The organism is Streptomyces sp. NPDC048415 (assembly GCF_040651675.1).
In the GTDB taxonomy this organism is placed as follows: Bacteria; Actinomycetota; Actinomycetes; order Streptomycetales; family Streptomycetaceae; genus Streptomyces.
The window spans coordinates 1-15,496 of sequence record NZ_JBEZKJ010000143.1 but is presented as its reverse complement, the minus strand read 5'-3'; the positions used below and the strand labels follow the sequence as shown (position 1 = coordinate 15,496).

Below are 15,496 nucleotides of genomic sequence, written 5' to 3'. Positions count from 1 at the left end.
GCCCTTGGCCCTGAGGACGAGGGCGTCGTAGTGATTCCCGTCGTAGCGCTGCCACGTCCGGTCGCCGATGCGCTGGGTCTCCTTGGTCGCCTCGGCGCCCTGGCTGGCCGTGTCGATGAAGAGGGCCGGCTTCTGCGTGGACTGCTCGATGGCCACGTACTGGCCGTCGGCGTCGTGGAAGCCAAGGTGCCAGGCGTCGAACTCGCTGCCGTCGTACCGCACCGAGGTGGCCTTCCACGTCTTGGGCAGTCCCTCTGGCGCCGCCACGGGATAGCTCGCCGCGCGACGCGCCGTAAGCAGCTCGACCCGGTAGTCGACACGCTTGAGCGGGGGCTCGGAGCCGTCGTGCGGGATAAAGATGTAGATGACGCCCGCCAGGAGCCCGATGAGGCCCAGGGAGAGAATCATGTCCCGGACCGACTGCTTGCCTTTCGTACCTGCCACGCCCCTATCGTCGCAGGTGCCCTGGCTTGCTCATCCGTGGGGCCCCCTGCTCATTTTGTCAGACTGACGATAGAGTCGGGGGACACCCTCATCCGGCCGTCGTCGTATCAGAAAGGTGCGCTCCGATGACCGAGCATCATCTGCCGTCCGAACTCGAGGTCCCCTCCGAGGCCCCCGACCGAAATCTCGCCCTGGAACTCGTCCGTGTCACCGAGGCCGCCGCGATGGCCGCGGGCCGCTGGGTCGGCCGCGGCGACAAGAACGGTGCCGACGGCGCCGCCGTCCGGGCCATGCGGACCCTCGTCTCCACCGTCTCGATGAACGGCGTCGTCGTCATCGGTGAAGGTGAGAAGGACGAGGCCCCGATGCTCTTCAACGGGGAGCGCGTGGGCGACGGGACCGGTCCGGAGTGCGACATCGCCGTCGACCCGATCGACGGAACCACACTCACCGCCAAGGGCATGTCGAACGCCATCGCCGTGCTCGCCGCCGCCGACCGCGGCACCATGTTCGACCCGTCCGCGGTCTTCTACATGGACAAGCTGGTCACCGGGCCGGAGGCCGCCGACTTCGTCGACATCAACGCGCCCGTCTCGGTGAACATCCGCCGGGTCGCCAAGGCCAAGCGCTCCACGCCCGAGGACGTCACGGTCGTCATCCTCGACCGGCCGCGTCACGACGGGATCATCAAGGAGATCCGGGAGACCGGCGCCCGCATCAAGCTGATCACCGACGGAGATGTCGCGGGCTCCATCCTGGCCCTCCGCGAGGGCACCGGCATCGACCTGCTGCTCGGCATCGGCGGCACGCCCGAGGGCATCATCTCGGCCTGCGCCGTCAAGTGCCTGGGCGGCACCATCCAGGGCAAGCTGTGGCCCAAGGACGACGAGGAGCGGCAGCGGGCGATCGACGCGGGCCACGACATGGACCGCGTCCTGACCACGAACGACCTGGTCTCCGGCGAGAACGTGTTCTTCGTCGCGACCGGCATCACCGACGGCGAACTGCTGCGCGGGGTGCGCTACCGCGCGGAGACCGCGACGACCGACTCGATCGTCATGCGCTCCAAGTCCGGCACGGTCCGCCAGATCAACTCCGAGCACCGGCTGAGCAAGCTGCGCGCGTACAGCGCGATCGACTTCGATCGCGCGAAGTAGCGGCAGCCCGTACGGCGAAACAGCGGCTCATACGTGAATGGGGCGCCCCCTGTGCGGAGGGGGCGCCCCATTCGCGCGAGCACTATCCGGCCGCGGCTATGGTGCCCGTCGAGCGCGTGGCCTTCTTGAGCTCGAGGTCGCGGCGGCGGCGCCGGGCGAGCACCACGCGGCGCTCGGCGGCGGTGAGGCCGCCCCACACTCCGTAGGGCTCGGGTTGCAGCAGCGCGTGTTCGCGACACTCGACCATCACCGGGCAGCGGGCGCAGACGCGCTTCGCCGCCTCCTCACGGGACAGCCGGGCCGCGGTGGGTTCCTTGGACGGGGCGAAGAACAGGCCGGCTTCGTCTCGTCGGCACACGGCCTCCGTGTGCCATGGCGCTTCCTGATCCCTGTCCCGCACTGGCGCCCGCTGGGCCGGAACGGCAGCTACCTGCAGGGACTGATGCGGCGGTTGCAGCACGGTCTACTCCTGACGACGGCTTCGCGAGCGTGCCGGGCACCGCGGGATGTTCCACAGCGCCCTCCAAGAGACGATGCAGCAAGGCCTACCCGCTGTGCGCGCGCCTATGCACTGAGTTCCGAAGCCCTGGAATTCTCGTACGCGGCACCGCTCGTACGACTGGACCAATTCGCCGTCCGTGCCGCCCGGATTCGCAAGCGTCAACGGTCCAGGTGTTTGCGCAAACCCCTGTCCACCCGGTCGGCCACACGCTCGGACACGCGGCCCGTCACCCGGTCGAGAATGTCCGCGATGAGCTTGCCGCGCTTGGGCCGCGCCTCGAGGTTTCCCAGTACGGCGAATCCGTCCACGTAGACGACCGGCGCGTCGGGATCGGCCGAATCCAGCGTGTCCACCTCGAAGTTGCCCAGCACACCGCCGCCGCTGCCCCGCAGCGAGACGTTCTCCGGGACGCGGATCTGTATGTCGCCGAAGACCGAGATCGCCTTGATGACGACCTGTTGGTACTCGAAGATCGCCTCAGTGAGGTCGATGTCGATGCTGCCGAAGACCGAGTACGCGTGGATCCGGCGGCCCGCGCGCCAGCGGCCCTTGCGGGCGGCGGCACTGAAGACCGCCACCACGTTCTCATCGGGCTCCACCGGGATCGCTCCCGCGGTGGGGCGGTTGGGCACGGAGGTGTACGCGGGTGTCGCGCGGCCCGTGTGGGCGGCGGGCAGGTCCCGGACGAACTGGTCGAGCTCGCCCACGGTCTTGGTGGCCAGCACGCCCTCCACCCGCTCGGCGTGCTCCTCGGCGGTGAGGCGCCCCTCGGCGAGCGCCTCGCGCAGGATGTCGGCCATGCGGTCACGGTCGGCGTCGGAAGCACGGAGCTCGGCCGGCTTCACCGCCGCGGGGGCACTTGGGTCGGGGCGCTTCTGAAGGTCCACGGCAGCAGCGTACCCAAACGCGATAGATCGCGACTACCCCTTGTCGCGACCTGTGGAAAAACCGGCCACCGCGGCAACTGAGCCTTACCTCACAGCCTCGGTGTCCGTGCCAGGTTCTACGCTGGTGAGCGCCCGCCAATGGAGGCGGGCCGCTGTCTGTCGAGTGAGGAATGGGCGAGATGCCTGAGTTCGCGTACACCGATCTGCTCCCCCAGGGAGAGGACACCACCCCGTACCGGCTGGTGACCTCCGAGGGTGTCTCCACCTTCCAGGCCGACGGGCGCACGTTCCTCAAGGTCGAGCCGGAGGCGCTGCGCAAGCTCGCCGCTGAGGCCATCCACGACATCCAGCACTACCTGCGGCCCGCGCACCTGGCCCAGCTGCGTCGCATCATCGACGACCCCGAGGCGTCGAGCAACGACAAGTTCGTCGCCCTCGACCTCCTGAAGAACGCGAACATCGCGGCCGCGGGTGTCCTGCCCATGTGCCAGGACACCGGCACCGCGATCGTCATGGGCAAGCGCGGACAGAACGTCCTGACCGAGGGCGGCGACGAGGCGGCCCTCTCGCGCGGCATCTACGACGCGTACCTGAACCTCAACCTGCGCTACTCGCAGATGGCTCCCCTCACCATGTGGGAGGAGAAGAACACCGGCTCGAACCTGCCGGCCCAGATCGAGCTGTACGCGACCGACGGCGGCGCCTACAAGTTCCTCTTCATGGCCAAGGGCGGCGGCTCGGCCAACAAGTCGTTCCTCTACCAGGAGACGAAGGCCGTTCTGAACGAGGCCTCCATGATGAAGTTCCTGGAGGAGAAGATCCGCTCGCTCGGTACGGCCGCCTGCCCGCCGTACCACCTGGCGATCGTCGTCGGCGGTACGAGCGCCGAGTACGCGCTCAAGACAGCGAAGTACGCCTCCGCGCACTACCTGGACGAGATCCCGGCCGAGGGCTCCGAGCTGGGCCACGGCTTCCGGGACAAGGAGCTCGAGGAGAAGGTCTTCGAGCTGACCCAGAAGATCGGGATCGGCGCGCAGTTCGGCGGTAAGTACTTCTGCCACGACGTGCGCGTGGTCCGTCTTCCGCGGCATGGGGCGTCGTGCCCCGTCGCGATCGCGGTGTCGTGTTCCGCCGACCGGCAGGCCGTCGCCAAGATCACCGCCGAGGGTGTGTTCCTGGAGCAGCTGGAGACGGACCCGGCGCGGTTCCTGCCGGAGACGACGGACGAGCACCTCGACGAGTCGTCCGACGTCGTCAAGATCGACCTCAACCAGCCGATGGACGACATCCTCGCCGAGCTGACCAAGTACCCGGTCAAGACCCGGCTCTCGCTCTCCGGGCCGCTCGTCGTCGCCCGTGACATCGCGCACGCCAAGATCAAGGAGCGGCTCGACGCGGGTGAGGGGATGCCGCAGTACCTGAAGGACCACCCGGTGTACTACGCGGGCCCGGCGAAGACCCCCGAGGGGTACGCGTCCGGCTCCTTCGGGCCGACCACCGCCGGGCGCATGGACTCCTACGTCGAGCAGTTCCAGGCGGCGGGCGGGTCCAAGGTGATGCTGGCGAAGGGGAACCGCTCGGCGCAGGTCACCGACGCGTGTGCCGCGCACGGTGGCTTCTACCTCGGGTCCATCGGCGGCCCCGCCGCGCGCCTCGCGCAGGACTGCATCAAGAAGGTCGAGGTCGTCGAGTACGAGGAGCTCGGCATGGAGGCCGTCTGGAAGATCGAGGTCGAGGACTTCCCGGCGTTCGTCGTAGTCGACGACAAGGGCAACGACTTCTTCAAGGACCCGGCGCCCGCGCCCACGTTCACGTCGATTCCGGTGCGCGGGCCCGGCCTCGCGTAACCCGTAGTCCGTAAGCCGTAGTCCTCAGTCCGTAATCGCAGTCCGCAGTGCCGCAGTCCGCAGTGCCGTGGAGCCGTCCCGGGACGGCTCCACGCATGCGCGCTGTCCCACTTCATCCCAGGAACGAGTGGGACGGCATCCTTGCGCCTTTTGCCGGAAAAGCTCCGTGCTGACTGGATCACCACCGGTGGTCCGCAGGTCAACTCGGAGGGAAATCCCATGATTCGACGCACACTGCGCAACGGTCTGGTGGCCGCGATCGCGGCCGTCGCCGTCTTCCCGGCGGCGGCCGTCGCCTCCACCGGACCGGCCCAGCCCGCCGGGCCCGCCCAGCACGCTCCCGTCTGGAGCACCACGCCCCCGGCGTTCTCGACGCCGGGCGTGCGCCACCACGCGAAGCCGCACACCCGTCACCACGTGACGACCCATGTGCGCCACCACGCGACGACCCACGCCCGGCGTCACGTCCTGATCCCCGCCCGGCACCACGTCGCTGCCCACACGTGGGGGCGGGTAGCGACCCACGGCCTGCGGCTGAACGTCCGGTCCGGACCGGGGACGGGCTACCAGGTCGTCGGCTCGCGGCGCGTCGGTCGCGTCGTCGCGATCACCTGCAAGAAGCAGGGGTCCAGCGTCCTGGGCAACCGGCGCTGGTACAGGCTCGCGCACCACAAGGGCTACGTCTCCGCCCGTTACGTCCACAACCGCAGCGCCGTCCGCTGGTGCTGACGGGCACCGCACCAGTCAGCCCATGAGTTCCGGCGCCTCCCGGCGGGGCGAAGTTCGTCCCGCCGGGAGGTCGTACCAGCCGATCAACGGATCAGCTCGCCGCCCGGTGGCGAAACAGCAGGTCAACTCCCCTTCATTTTCCGGTGATCGTGGTGTGGCCCGGCGTCGCACCCGGGAACACATCAGGGCGGTCAGCCCCGGCACGGCGAGGGAGCGAGATGGAGAGCCATGTGACGGTCAAGAGGCAGCCACCGCCCGACCCGTCAAACGAGCTGGACGACTTTGAGGCCGACACGCGGCGCCTGCTGGAGCACCTCCGCGCTCTCAAGCGGCGGACGGGGCTGAGCCTCGCCGCGCTGGCCACCGCCACCCCGTTCAGCAAGTCGACCTGGCACCGCTATCTCAACGGCGACCAGTTCCCGCCGCGCGCGGCGGTCGACTCGCTCGCCCGGCTCGCGGACACCGATCCCCGCCCGCTACTGTCCCTGTGGGACGCCGCGTCCCGGGCGCAGTGCCGGACGGCCAGTACGCCGGCGCAGGCGCCCAGCTCAGCCGTACCCGAAGCCGTTCCCGCGCCCGCACGGACCCGGCGCGTCCGGCCGCCCCGCCGCGCCGGAGTCGCCCTCGCGGCCATGGCCGCCATGGCCGCCACGGTGGCGGTCACCGCCGGTGCGGCGGAAGTCCTCGAACCCGACCTCCCGGCGGCATCGCGCGCGGCGGCCTCCTGCCGCGGGAGGAGCTGCGAGGGCGCGTTCCCGACTTCCGAGACCTGCGCGCGTGACGCGCGTACGGAGAGCACGGTCGCCGCAGCCGCCCAGGTGGTGCTGCTGCGCTTCTCCCCGTCCTGCGCCACGGTCTGGGCCGAGCTGCGTACCCGGACAGGCGGCGCCCGGGAGATCTCGATCAGGTCGGGCCAGGACGAGTTGTCCGCCGCCTACCAGGGCGACAAGTCCGACGGATACAGCAGCCCGATGCTGGCCGCGTCGAGCCCGCGCGGCGCGCAGGCGTGCGCCGAGGTCGCCGGGAAGCCGACGTGCACGGGCCTGTACGGCGCCCCCCGGCACTGAGGCATCCCCCGAACACTCCGCTCGCCTCCCCCTGCCGCGGGGAACACGCCGGTCACCTCCCCCGCCGCGGGACACTCCATTGGCCGCTCCCTGCCGCGGGAACACGGGACACGTCCGCGATGCTGTCCTCACTGGAGGTGATCGGCAATGGCCGATGAGCAGGCTGAAGTCCCATTCCGGATCGAGCACGACTCCATGGGTGAGGTCCGTGTCCCCGCCGACGCGAAGTGGCGGGCCCAGACGCAACGGGCCGTGGAGAACTTCCCGATCTCGGGGCAGCGCCTGGAGCGCGCCCACATCGAGGCGCTCGCCCGGATCAAGGCGGCCGCCGCGAAGGTGAACGGGGAGCTGGGGGTGATCGGCAAGGATGTCGCGGAGGCGATCCAGGAGGCGGCCGGTGAGGTCGCCGAGGGACGTTGGGACGCGCACTTTCCGGTCGATGTCTTCCAGACGGGGTCCGGTACGTCGTCCAACATGAACGCCAACGAGGTCATCGCCACGCTCGCGACCGAGCGGCTCGGCAGGGACGTACACCCCAATGACCACGTCAACGCGTCGCAGTCGTCGAACGACGTCTTCCCGTCCTCGATTCACATCGCCGCCACCGCGGCCGTCACCCGGGATCTGGTGCCCGCGCTGGAGCACCTCGCCGGGTCGCTCGCACGCAAGTCCGAGGAGTTCGCCGACGTGGTGAAGTCCGGGCGTACGCACCTCATGGACGCGACGCCGGTGACGCTGGGGCAGGAGTTCGGGGGGTACGCGGCCCAGATGCGGTACGGGGTCGAGCGGCTCCAGGCCTCGCTGCCGCGGCTCGCCGAACTGCCGCTCGGAGGAACGGCCGTGGGGACCGGGATCAACACCCCGCACGGCTTCTCCGCCGCCGTCATCGCCGAGGTGGCCCGGGCCACCGGGCTGCCGCTGACCGAGGCCCGCGACCACTTCGAGGCGCAGGGCGCGCGCGACGGGATCGTGGAGACCAGCGGGCAGCTCAGGACGATCGCCGTCGGGCTGACCAAGATCGCCAATGATCTGCGGTGGATGGCCTCCGGGCCGCGGACCGGGCTCGCCGAGATCAGTCTGCCCGATCTGCAGCCCGGGTCCTCGATCATGCCCGGCAAGGTGAATCCCGTCATCCCCGAGGCGGTGCTCATGGTCGCCGCTCAGGTGACCGGGAACGACGCCACCGTCGCCACGGCCGGAGCGGCCGGGAACTTCGAACTCAACGTCATGATGCCCGTCATCGCCAAGAACGTCCTGGAGTCGGTACGGCTGCTCGCCCATGTCTCGCGCCTGCTCGCCGACCGCACCGTGGACGGGATCGTCGCCCATCGCGAGCGGGCGCGTGAGTACGCCGAGTCGTCACCCTCGGTGGTCACTCCGCTCAACAAGTACATCGGGTACGAGGAGGCCGCCAAGGTCGCCAAGAAGGCGCTGGCGGAGCGCAAGACGATTCGCCAAGTCGTCCTGGAGTCCGGATACGTGGAGCGCGGAGACCTGACGGAGGAGCAGTTGGACGAGGCGCTGGATGTCCTGAGGATGACGCGTCCGTAACGGCACCGGACTCCGGCGAAACGCCTGATGACGTCCCCGTAACAGCATGTGCGCGGTGGCGAGAACCGTGACGCGCGCCGCAGCGTCGTATGCCTGGGGCACCTAATATCTGGTCATGACAGACGGCGGAGCGGTGAGACGAGTGGCAGCGGGCGGGTCGACGGCGCACTGGGCCCCCGGGAGTCAGATCCTGTGGCGGTACCGGGAGAACGCCGGCGAGCGCGTCCACATCAGCCGTCCCGTGACCGTCGTACGGGACGACGACGAGCTGCTCGCCGTGTGGCTGGCCCCGGGTACCGAGTGCGTGAAGCCGGTGCTCGCCGACGGTACGCCGGTGCACGGGGAGCCGCTGGAGTCGCGCTACACCAAGCCGCGCACGGTGCAGCGCGACCGCTGGTTCGGGACCGGAGTACTGAAGTTGGCGCGGCCGGGCGACGCCTGGTCGGTGTGGCTGTTCTGGGAGCCGGGCTGGCGTTTCAAGAACTGGTATGTGAACCTCGAGGCGCCGCAGATCCGTTGGGAGGGCGGGGTCGACTCCGAGGACCACTTCCTGGATATTTCGGTGCACCCGGACCGCAGTTGGCGCTGGCTCGACGAGGACGAGTTCGCGATGGCACAGCGGGTCGGTCTGATGGACGCTCAACTGGCCGCAGAGGTAAGGGAGGCGGGCTTGTCGGCGGTGGAGGTGATCCGTGCCTGGGGGCCGCCGTTCTCGGACGGCTGGCAGCACTGGCGCCCCGATCCGTCCTGGCCGGTTCCGCCGCTGCCGGATGACTGGGACCGTACGCCCGTACACGTGTCCACATGAGACCCTTGATGCGCCCCCGTGGTACAACCGTAGGATCGTCTTCCGCAAGGGCGCACGGCAGCAACAACTCCCGCAGTACGAGCTGGGCTTGACCATACGTCACCGAGGGGCGGCAGGACGTGAGCGAGGAGTACGAGGGGCAGGGCGGCGTGGTCCGCGGACGGCCGGAGGGGCCGCACGGGGCCGCCGGGGCGACGGCGTTCCTGCCGACGTACGCCGGGCCCGGCTCGCACGACGCGCAGATTCCGTTCCTGGTGCACACATTCCGGGTATCGGGCCTGCGGGACGAACTGCACGCACGGCGCGCAGCCCCGGACGGATGGATTCGACACGCGTGACGGAGCACCCCACCTCGCATGAGCGCCGCCGGCCCGACGCGGGCCGGCCGGCCGCCCCCGCGGACCCTCGCGGGGCGCTCCTGCGTACCCCGCAGCAGCCGGCCCAGTTGCCGGGAGCGGCCGCGTTACCCGTCCAGGCCGCCCGCACGGGCGACGCGCCGACCGGATCCGGTAAGGCGATGCCCTGCGCCAAGGGTTCCGCCGAGACGGGCGCGGGCTCGCCCCCTCCGCCGGGCACCCCGGCACCGCCGCCCCCCTCCCCCGGCCCGGGCCCCGAGCACTCCCAGCCCTCGGCCACCGAACCCGATCCGCACCGCCCGCGCCCCGCTCCGGACAGCATTCCGGCCCAGCCCGCCGACGGCCAGGACCGGCCCTCGCGCAGCCCCGACGGCAATGAGCGCCGTACCGGGCAGGGGCTGCCGCAGGGCGGCCCGATGCCGATGCGGCGCGACGGGGACCGGCTGCGCTTCGTGGGCGCGGCGACCCGGCGGATCGCCCGGGGCATCGACCTCGACGAGATCGTGATGGGTCTGTGCCGGGCCACCGTGCCGACGTTCTCGGACGCGATCCTCGTCTATCTGCGCGACCCGCTGCCGGTCGGCGACGAGCGTCCCACCGGGCCGCTGGTGCTGCGGCTGCGGCGCACCGACCGGATCCCGGAGGAGCGGGACACGGACGGTGGCTTCACGCCCGCGCTGCGGCCCGAGCCCAGTGAGCTGTCGGCGATGACGGCCGAGCTGTGCGAGGTGCGGCCGGGCGGCGCCCTCGCCGAGGTGCTGCGCGGCGTGCGGCCGGTGTTCGCGGACGCGCCCGCTGCCCGGGCCGCGCTGCCCGAGCTGCTCGGCGACGACCTCGTCGTCCCGAGCGGTCAGCGCGCGATCCTGGCCCCGTTGCGCGGCCGGCGCCGGGTGATCGGCGCCGCGCTGTTCCTGCGGCGCCCGGAGCGACTCGCCTTCGAGGCCGACGATCTGCTGGTCGCCGCCCAGCTCGCCACGCACAGCGCGCTCGGCATCGACAAGGCGGTGCTGTACGGGCGGGAGGCGTACATCGCCGACGAGCTGCAGCGCACGATGCTGCCGGAGACGCTGCCGCGGCCCACGGGCGTGCGGCTGGCCAGCCGGTATCTGCCGGCCGCGGAGACCGCGCGCGTCGGCGGCGACTGGTACGACGCGATCCCGCTGCCGGGCAGCCGTGTGGCGCTCGTCGTCGGCGATGTGATGGGCCACTCCATGACGTCGGCGGCCATCATGGGCCAGCTGCGGACGACGGCGCAGACCCTCGCCGGGCTCGATCTGCCGCCGCAGGAGGTGCTGCACCACCTCGACGAGCAGGCGCAGCGCCTGGGCACCGACCGCATGGCGACCTGCCTGTACGCCGTCTACGACCCCGTCTCGCACCGCATCACCATCGCCAACGCGGGCCACCCGCCGCCGGTCCTGCTGCATCTGGGCGGGCGGGCCGAGGTGCTGCGGGTGCCGCCAGGTGCCCCCATCGGCGTGGGCGGGGTGGATTTCGAGGCGGTGGAGCTGGACGCGCCGGCCGGGGCGACGCTGCTGTTGTACACCGACGGGCTGGTCGAGTCGCGGCTGCGGGACGTGTGGACCGGGATAGAGCAGCTGAGGGAGCGGCTCGCCGCCACCGCGCAGCTGACCGGTCCCGATCATCCGCCGCCGCTGGAGGCGCTGTGCGACGAGGTGCTCGACATGCTCGGTCCGGGCGACCGGGACGACGACATCGCGCTGCTCGCCGCCCGCTTCGACGGGATCGCGCCGAGCGACGTCGCGTACTGGTTCCTGGAGCCGGAGGACGCCGCCCCGGGGCGGGCTCGCCGGCTGGCCCGCCGGGCGCTGTCCCGCTGGGGCATGGAGGACATGACCGACTCCGTGGAGCTGCTGGTCAGCGAGGTTGTGACGAACGCCGTGCGCTACGCCACGCGGCCGGTGACGCTGCGGCTGCTGCGCACGGACGTGCTGCGCTGCGAGGTCGGTGACGACGTGCCGCAGCTGCCGCGGCTGCGGCAGGCGCGGGCCACGGACGAGGGCGGACGCGGGCTGTACCTGGTGAACAAGCTGGCCAGGCGGTGGGGCGCGACCCGGCTCAGTACGGGGAAGGTGGTCTGGTTCGAGCTGAACCGGGGGTGAGTGCCCCGCCCTCGAACCACTCTCAGAACCGCGAAAGGGGCGCCCGGTGGATCACCGGGCGCCCCTTTCGCGCGCTCATTGACTGTTCGGGTTGAACGGATTGTCCGTGATGCTGCCGGTCGGGGTCGCCGTCGTAGTGGTCGGCTTCGTGGTCGTCGGCTCGGTGGTCGTCGGCTCCTGCGTCGGAGTCGACGGGCTGCTGGAGGTCGGCGGCTGCGTCGTCGGTTCCTGGGTCGTCGGCGACGACGAGGGAGTGGACGAGGGCGTCTGCGTGATCGTGGGCGTCTGGGTCGGCTCGACCGCCGCGCCCGACGTGGTGTTCAGCTCGAACTTGCTGACCTTGCCCATCGCGTTGAAGGTGTACGCCGCCCAGATCTGGGCCGGGTAGCCACCGCCGTTGACGCGGCCGCCCTGCGAGACGAGGCCCGTGGCGCCCTTCATGGAGACCTGGTTGCCGTTCTTCTTGCTCTCGCCGAAGAGGCCGACCGAGGTGACCAGGTTCGGCGTGTAGCCGGTGAACCAGGCCGACTTGTTGCTGTCGGACGTACCCGTCTTGCCGGCGACCTGCTGGCCGGCACGGTCGGCGTTGTCCCGCACCGCGACGCGGGCCGTACCGTCGTCGACCACGCCGGTCAGCACCGAGGTGACCGTGTCGGCGGCCTCCTCGCTGATGACCTGCTCGCCGATCGGGTCGGGGAACTTGACCGTACGGTCCTTGTGCTGGGCCGACGCCACGAGGGCCGGGGTGACCTTCTTGCCGTGGTTGTCGATCGTCGCGTACACGCCCGCCATCTCCAGCGGGCTCGCGCCCATGGAGCCGAGGGTCTGCGCGGGCACCGCCTGCAGCCCCTTGGTGTCCATGCCGAGCTTGGAGGCCACCTTGAGGACCTCGTCCATGCCGACGTCGACGCCCATCTGCGCGAAGACGGAGTTGATGGACTTGTTCGTCGCGGTCTGGACGGTGACGTCGCCGTAGCTGTGCTCGTCCTCGTTCGGCGGCGCGAAGGCGATGTCGCTGCCCACGACGGGGCGGCGGTTGGTGCCGCTGTAGATCGTGTCCGCCGTGATCGGCCTGCCGCTCTGCGTCTTGGCCTGCCCGTCCAGGGCCGCCGCGAGGATCAGCGGCTTGAAGGTCGACGCGACCTGGTAGTCACGGCGGGTCGCGTTGTTGTAGTAGTGCTTGACGTAGTCCTGACCGCCGTACATCGCCAGGACCTTGCCGGTCTTGGGGTCGACGGAGGCGGCACCGGCCTGGATGTCCGCGTCGACCTTGCGCTTCTTGGGGTCCAGCTTGCTGGTCAGCTGCGCCTTGACGGTCTTCTCCAGCAGTGCCTGCTTCTTCTTGTCGATGTTGAGCGTGAGGGTCCAGCCGCCCGCGTCGACCATCGCCTGGGCATCGCTCAGGTTGGCGGCCGTGCCCTGGGAGACGAGCTGCTTGGCCAGCGCGTCCTGGGCAGCCCTCACCAGATAGCCGGTCTGGCCCTGCAGTCCGGGCGCCGCCTTGGGGTCCTTGGGCACCGGGAACTTCATGGCCTGGCGCTTGGCGGGGTCCAGCCAGCCCTGCTGGACCATGTTGTCGAGGGTGTAGTTCCAGCGGGCCTTGACCAACCTCTTGCCGGTGTCCGTGGCGATCGCCCAGTCGTACTGGCTCGGGGCCTGCAACAGCGAGGCGAGGTAGGCGCCCTGCGCGACCGTCAGCTCGCCCGCGTCGACGCGGTAGTACGCCTGCGCCGCGGCCTGGATGCCGTAGGCGCCCTCGCCGTAGTAGCTGGTGTTGATGTAGCCCGCGAGGATGTCGTCCTTGGACTTCTGGCGGTCCACCTTCAGCGAGATGACCAGTTCCTTCAGCTTGCGCGTGACGGTCTGGTCCTGGTTCAGGTAGTAGTTCTTGACGTACTGCTGGGTGATCGTCGAACCACCCTGCTTGCCCTTGCCGGAAAGGGTGTTGAGCAGACCGCGGGCGGTGCCCTTCAGGTCGACGCCCGAGTCCTTGTAGAAGGACTTGTTCTCGGCGGCGACGAAGGTCTTCTGGACGCCCTTGGGCACGTTGGCGAGGTCCACCACCTCACGGTTGACCTTGCCGGTGCGGGCCAGCACCGTGCCGTCGCTGTACTTGTAGATGTTGCTCTGCAGCTTCGCCGCCGCGTTGCCCTTGGGGACGTCGACGACCATGTAGAGCACGATGAACGCGCCCATGCCGAGCAGGCAGAAGCCGAAGAACGTGCCGAGGATCGTCTTCCAGTTGACGAACCGGCGTATGCCGCTGCGGCCGCTCTTGCCGCCGGCCTTCCCCCCGGCCACCGATCCGGTCGTCGCCGTGGCCTGGGCTCCGGACGAGCGCTTGGGCGCCGCGCGGCGGCCCCGCGCCTGCCGCGCTCGTCTCTCTTCCGCTCGTCCCATGGGTCGATCCGCTCCGCTTCACTCTCGTGTGGCACACAGGTTCGTCGCTCAGGTCAGCTCAGCAAGCTAACACCGCGCGTTATGACAAAGGGCCGCCGATCCGGTCTTTTCCGGACGTGACAATCAGCACGCCACGCGCACCCGCCCCAACAAAACCGACGAGCGAGAGGGGTGGAAGGTTGCCGGACCGGGTAAAGTGCTATCACTTAGATAGACCAAAGCTATGCAGTACGAAACGGGGGGACCACCATGTCCACACACGACTCACACCACTCACACGACTCCGCACCGGCCGACGTGCCCGAGATGCCGACGCCCCGCGTGCGGGAGTTCGCCGCGCACAGCATCGGCGGCGGGCTCGCCCTCCTGCTCGGCCTGGTCGGGCTGCTGCTGGGCGCCACGCTCGTCGCCGTCGGCGGCGGTGTGGTCCACGCGGCCGGCGCCAAGGCCGCACTGATCATCGTCGGTGTCCTGACCGGCATCGCCGCGTTCTTCGCGATGTCCGGACTCAACACCGTGGCACCGGGCGAGGCCCGTGTCGTCCAGCTCTTCGGGCGCTACCGGGGGACGATCCGGCAGGACGGGCTGCGCTGGGTCAATCCGCTGACCTCCCGGACCAAGATCTCGACGCGCGTACGCAACCACGAGACCGCCGTCCTCAAGGTCAACGACGCCTACGGCAACCCGATCGAGCTCGCCGCGGTCGTGGTGTGGAACGTCCGCGACACCGCTCAGGCCACCTTCGAGGTGGACGACTTCCTGGAGTTCGTCGCCACCCAGACCGAGGCGGCCGTACGGCACATCGCCATCGAGTACCCGTACGACGCCCACGACGAGGACGGTCTGTCGCTGCGCGGCAACGCCGAGGAGATCACCGAGAAGCTCGCCGCCGAGCTGCACGCGCGTGTGGAGGCCGCCGGCGTGCGGATCATCGAGTCGCGCTTCACGCATCTCGCGTACGCTCCCGAGATCGCCTCCGCGATGCTCCAGCGGCAGCAGGCCGGGGCGGTCGTCGCGGCGCGACGGCAGATCGTGGACGGCGCGGTCGGGATGGTCGAGGCGGCGATCGCCCGGATCACCGAGCGGGACATCGTGGAGCTGGACTCCGAGCGGAAGGCGGCGATGGTGTCGAACCTGATGGTGGTGCTGTGCGGAGACCGTGCGGCACAGCCGGTCCTGAACACCGGGACGCTCTACCAGTGACGGCTTCTTCGGAGGGGACTGCGCCCCGGCGTCGGCCGCAGCAGCGCAAGCAGGTGCTGCTGCGGCTGGATCCGCTGGTGTACGAGGCGCTGGCCCGCTGGGCCGGCGACGAGCTGCGCTCGGCCAACGCCCAGATCGAGTTCCTGCTGCGCAGGGCGCTGGCTGACGCGGGGCGCCTGCCGGGTGCGGCGGGGCCGATTCCCCGACGGGGGCGACCGCCGGTTTCCGGCGAGCCGGAGGGTTAGGCGCCCTGGGGGTTTCTCGCCCCCTCCGCCCCTACCCTTCCCGTCCTTGGGGACTCCGCCCCCAAACCCTCGCTCCTCAAACGCCGGAGGGGCGGGATTCAGCCCGTCCGGCGGTTGAGGACGAGCGCGGAGCGCGACAAGGGGGGTCTGGGGGCGCAGCCCCCAGGTCCGGGACGG

At 70.3% G+C, this 15,496-nt stretch carries 14 protein-coding genes; 10 read left to right on the top strand and 4 right to left on the bottom strand.

What is annotated here, in order from left to right; translation table 11 throughout:
- Positions 1 to 444, bottom strand: a 444-nt coding sequence (locus tag AB0D27_RS42605) for a DUF4245 domain-containing protein (RefSeq protein WP_362520309.1), incomplete at its 3' end; no start/stop codon positions are given.
- A 125-nt stretch (positions 445 to 569) separates the two neighbouring features.
- Between AB0D27_RS42605 and glpX the strand changes: the two genes are divergently transcribed.
- Complete coding sequence (gene glpX / locus AB0D27_RS42600) at positions 570 to 1,601, top strand: class II fructose-bisphosphatase (RefSeq protein WP_362520307.1); 1,032 nt, start codon at positions 570 to 572, stop codon at positions 1,599 to 1,601.
- 82 nt (positions 1,602 to 1,683) lie between these two features.
- Here glpX and AB0D27_RS42595 read toward each other — a convergent pair whose 3' ends face one another.
- Both AB0D27_RS42595 and AB0D27_RS42590 read right to left on the bottom strand, forming a co-directional pair.
- On the bottom strand, positions 1,684 to 2,061 hold the full coding sequence (locus AB0D27_RS42595; RefSeq protein WP_362520304.1) for a WhiB family transcriptional regulator: 378 nt from the start codon (positions 2,059 to 2,061) through the stop codon (positions 1,684 to 1,686).
- A gap of 200 nt (positions 2,062 to 2,261) precedes the next feature.
- Positions 2,262 to 2,990, bottom strand: coding sequence for a DUF1707 domain-containing protein (locus AB0D27_RS42590; protein WP_362520301.1), 729 nt, complete (start codon positions 2,988 to 2,990; stop codon positions 2,262 to 2,264).
- A 179-nt stretch (positions 2,991 to 3,169) separates the two neighbouring features.
- Here AB0D27_RS42590 and AB0D27_RS42585 point away from each other — a divergent pair, with 179 nt between their 5' ends.
- From AB0D27_RS42585 to AB0D27_RS42555, 7 genes are all read left to right on the top strand, one after another.
- On the top strand, positions 3,170 to 4,837 hold the full coding sequence (locus AB0D27_RS42585) for a fumarate hydratase (RefSeq protein ID WP_362520299.1): 1,668 nt from the start codon (positions 3,170 to 3,172) through the stop codon (positions 4,835 to 4,837).
- Positions 4,838 to 5,056: 219 nt separating this feature from the next.
- Entirely contained in the window at positions 5,057 to 5,566 is a 510-nt protein-coding gene (locus tag AB0D27_RS42580) for an SH3 domain-containing protein (protein ID WP_362520296.1), read from the top strand.
- Between the two features lie 230 nt (positions 5,567 to 5,796).
- Positions 5,797 to 6,633 (top strand): DUF2690 domain-containing protein, encoded by an 837-nt coding sequence (locus AB0D27_RS42575; protein WP_362520293.1) that lies wholly within the window; start codon positions 5,797 to 5,799, stop codon positions 6,631 to 6,633.
- 147 nt (positions 6,634 to 6,780) lie between these two features.
- Entirely contained in the window at positions 6,781 to 8,184 is a 1,404-nt protein-coding gene (locus AB0D27_RS42570; protein ID WP_362520291.1) for a class II fumarate hydratase, read from the top strand.
- A gap of 115 nt (positions 8,185 to 8,299) precedes the next feature.
- Positions 8,300 to 8,992: a DUF402 domain-containing protein gene (locus AB0D27_RS42565; RefSeq protein WP_362520288.1), complete on the top strand. Its 693-nt coding sequence runs from the start codon at positions 8,300 to 8,302 to the stop codon at positions 8,990 to 8,992.
- Between the two features lie 119 nt (positions 8,993 to 9,111).
- The gene (locus tag AB0D27_RS42560) at positions 9,112 to 9,330 is read left to right on the top strand and encodes a hypothetical protein (RefSeq protein WP_362520285.1); all 219 of its coding nucleotides are present in this window, start codon (positions 9,112 to 9,114) and stop codon (positions 9,328 to 9,330) included.
- On the top strand, positions 9,312 to 11,471 hold the full coding sequence (locus tag AB0D27_RS42555; protein ID WP_362520282.1) for a SpoIIE family protein phosphatase: 2,160 nt from the start codon (positions 9,312 to 9,314) through the stop codon (positions 11,469 to 11,471). Before AB0D27_RS42560 ends, AB0D27_RS42555 begins: the two co-directional genes overlap by 19 nt.
- A 75-nt stretch (positions 11,472 to 11,546) precedes the next feature.
- On the opposite strand, the gene AB0D27_RS42550 is transcribed toward AB0D27_RS42555, so the two are convergent.
- Positions 11,547 to 13,871 carry a transglycosylase domain-containing protein gene (locus AB0D27_RS42550; RefSeq protein ID WP_362520279.1) on the bottom strand — a complete coding sequence of 775 codons (2,325 nt, stop codon included), beginning with the start codon at positions 13,869 to 13,871 and terminating at the stop codon, positions 11,547 to 11,549.
- A gap of 249 nt (positions 13,872 to 14,120) precedes the next feature.
- Here AB0D27_RS42550 and AB0D27_RS42545 point away from each other — a divergent pair, with 249 nt between their 5' ends.
- The gene (locus tag AB0D27_RS42545) at positions 14,121 to 15,074 is read left to right on the top strand and encodes an SPFH domain-containing protein (RefSeq protein WP_362520276.1); all 954 of its coding nucleotides are present in this window, start codon (positions 14,121 to 14,123) and stop codon (positions 15,072 to 15,074) included.
- On the top strand, positions 15,071 to 15,319 hold the full coding sequence (locus tag AB0D27_RS42540; protein WP_362520273.1) for a hypothetical protein: 249 nt from the start codon (positions 15,071 to 15,073) through the stop codon (positions 15,317 to 15,319). Before AB0D27_RS42545 ends, AB0D27_RS42540 begins: the two co-directional genes overlap by 4 nt.
- Positions 15,320 to 15,496: the final 177 nt, after the last annotated feature.

Excerpts from the sequence above, each read along its gene's own strand:
- AB0D27_RS42580 (WP_362520296.1), top strand. The coding sequence starts at position 5,057 with ATGATTCGACGCACACTGCGCAACGGTCTGGTGGCCGCGATCGCGGCC.
- AB0D27_RS42545 (WP_362520276.1), top strand. The coding sequence starts at position 14,121 with ATGTCCACACACGACTCACACCACTCACACGACTCCGCACCGGCCGAC.
- AB0D27_RS42585 (WP_362520299.1), top strand. The coding sequence starts at position 3,170 with ATGCCTGAGTTCGCGTACACCGATCTGCTCCCCCAGGGAGAGGACACC.
- AB0D27_RS42555 (WP_362520282.1), top strand. The coding sequence starts at position 9,312 with ATGGATTCGACACGCGTGACGGAGCACCCCACCTCGCATGAGCGCCGC.
- AB0D27_RS42550 (WP_362520279.1), bottom strand. The coding sequence starts at position 13,871 with ATGGGACGAGCGGAAGAGAGACGAGCGCGGCAGGCGCGGGGCCGCCGC.
- glpX (WP_362520307.1), top strand. The coding sequence starts at position 570 with ATGACCGAGCATCATCTGCCGTCCGAACTCGAGGTCCCCTCCGAGGCC.
- AB0D27_RS42570 (WP_362520291.1), top strand. The coding sequence starts at position 6,781 with ATGGCCGATGAGCAGGCTGAAGTCCCATTCCGGATCGAGCACGACTCC.
- AB0D27_RS42565 (WP_362520288.1), top strand. The coding sequence starts at position 8,300 with ATGACAGACGGCGGAGCGGTGAGACGAGTGGCAGCGGGCGGGTCGACG.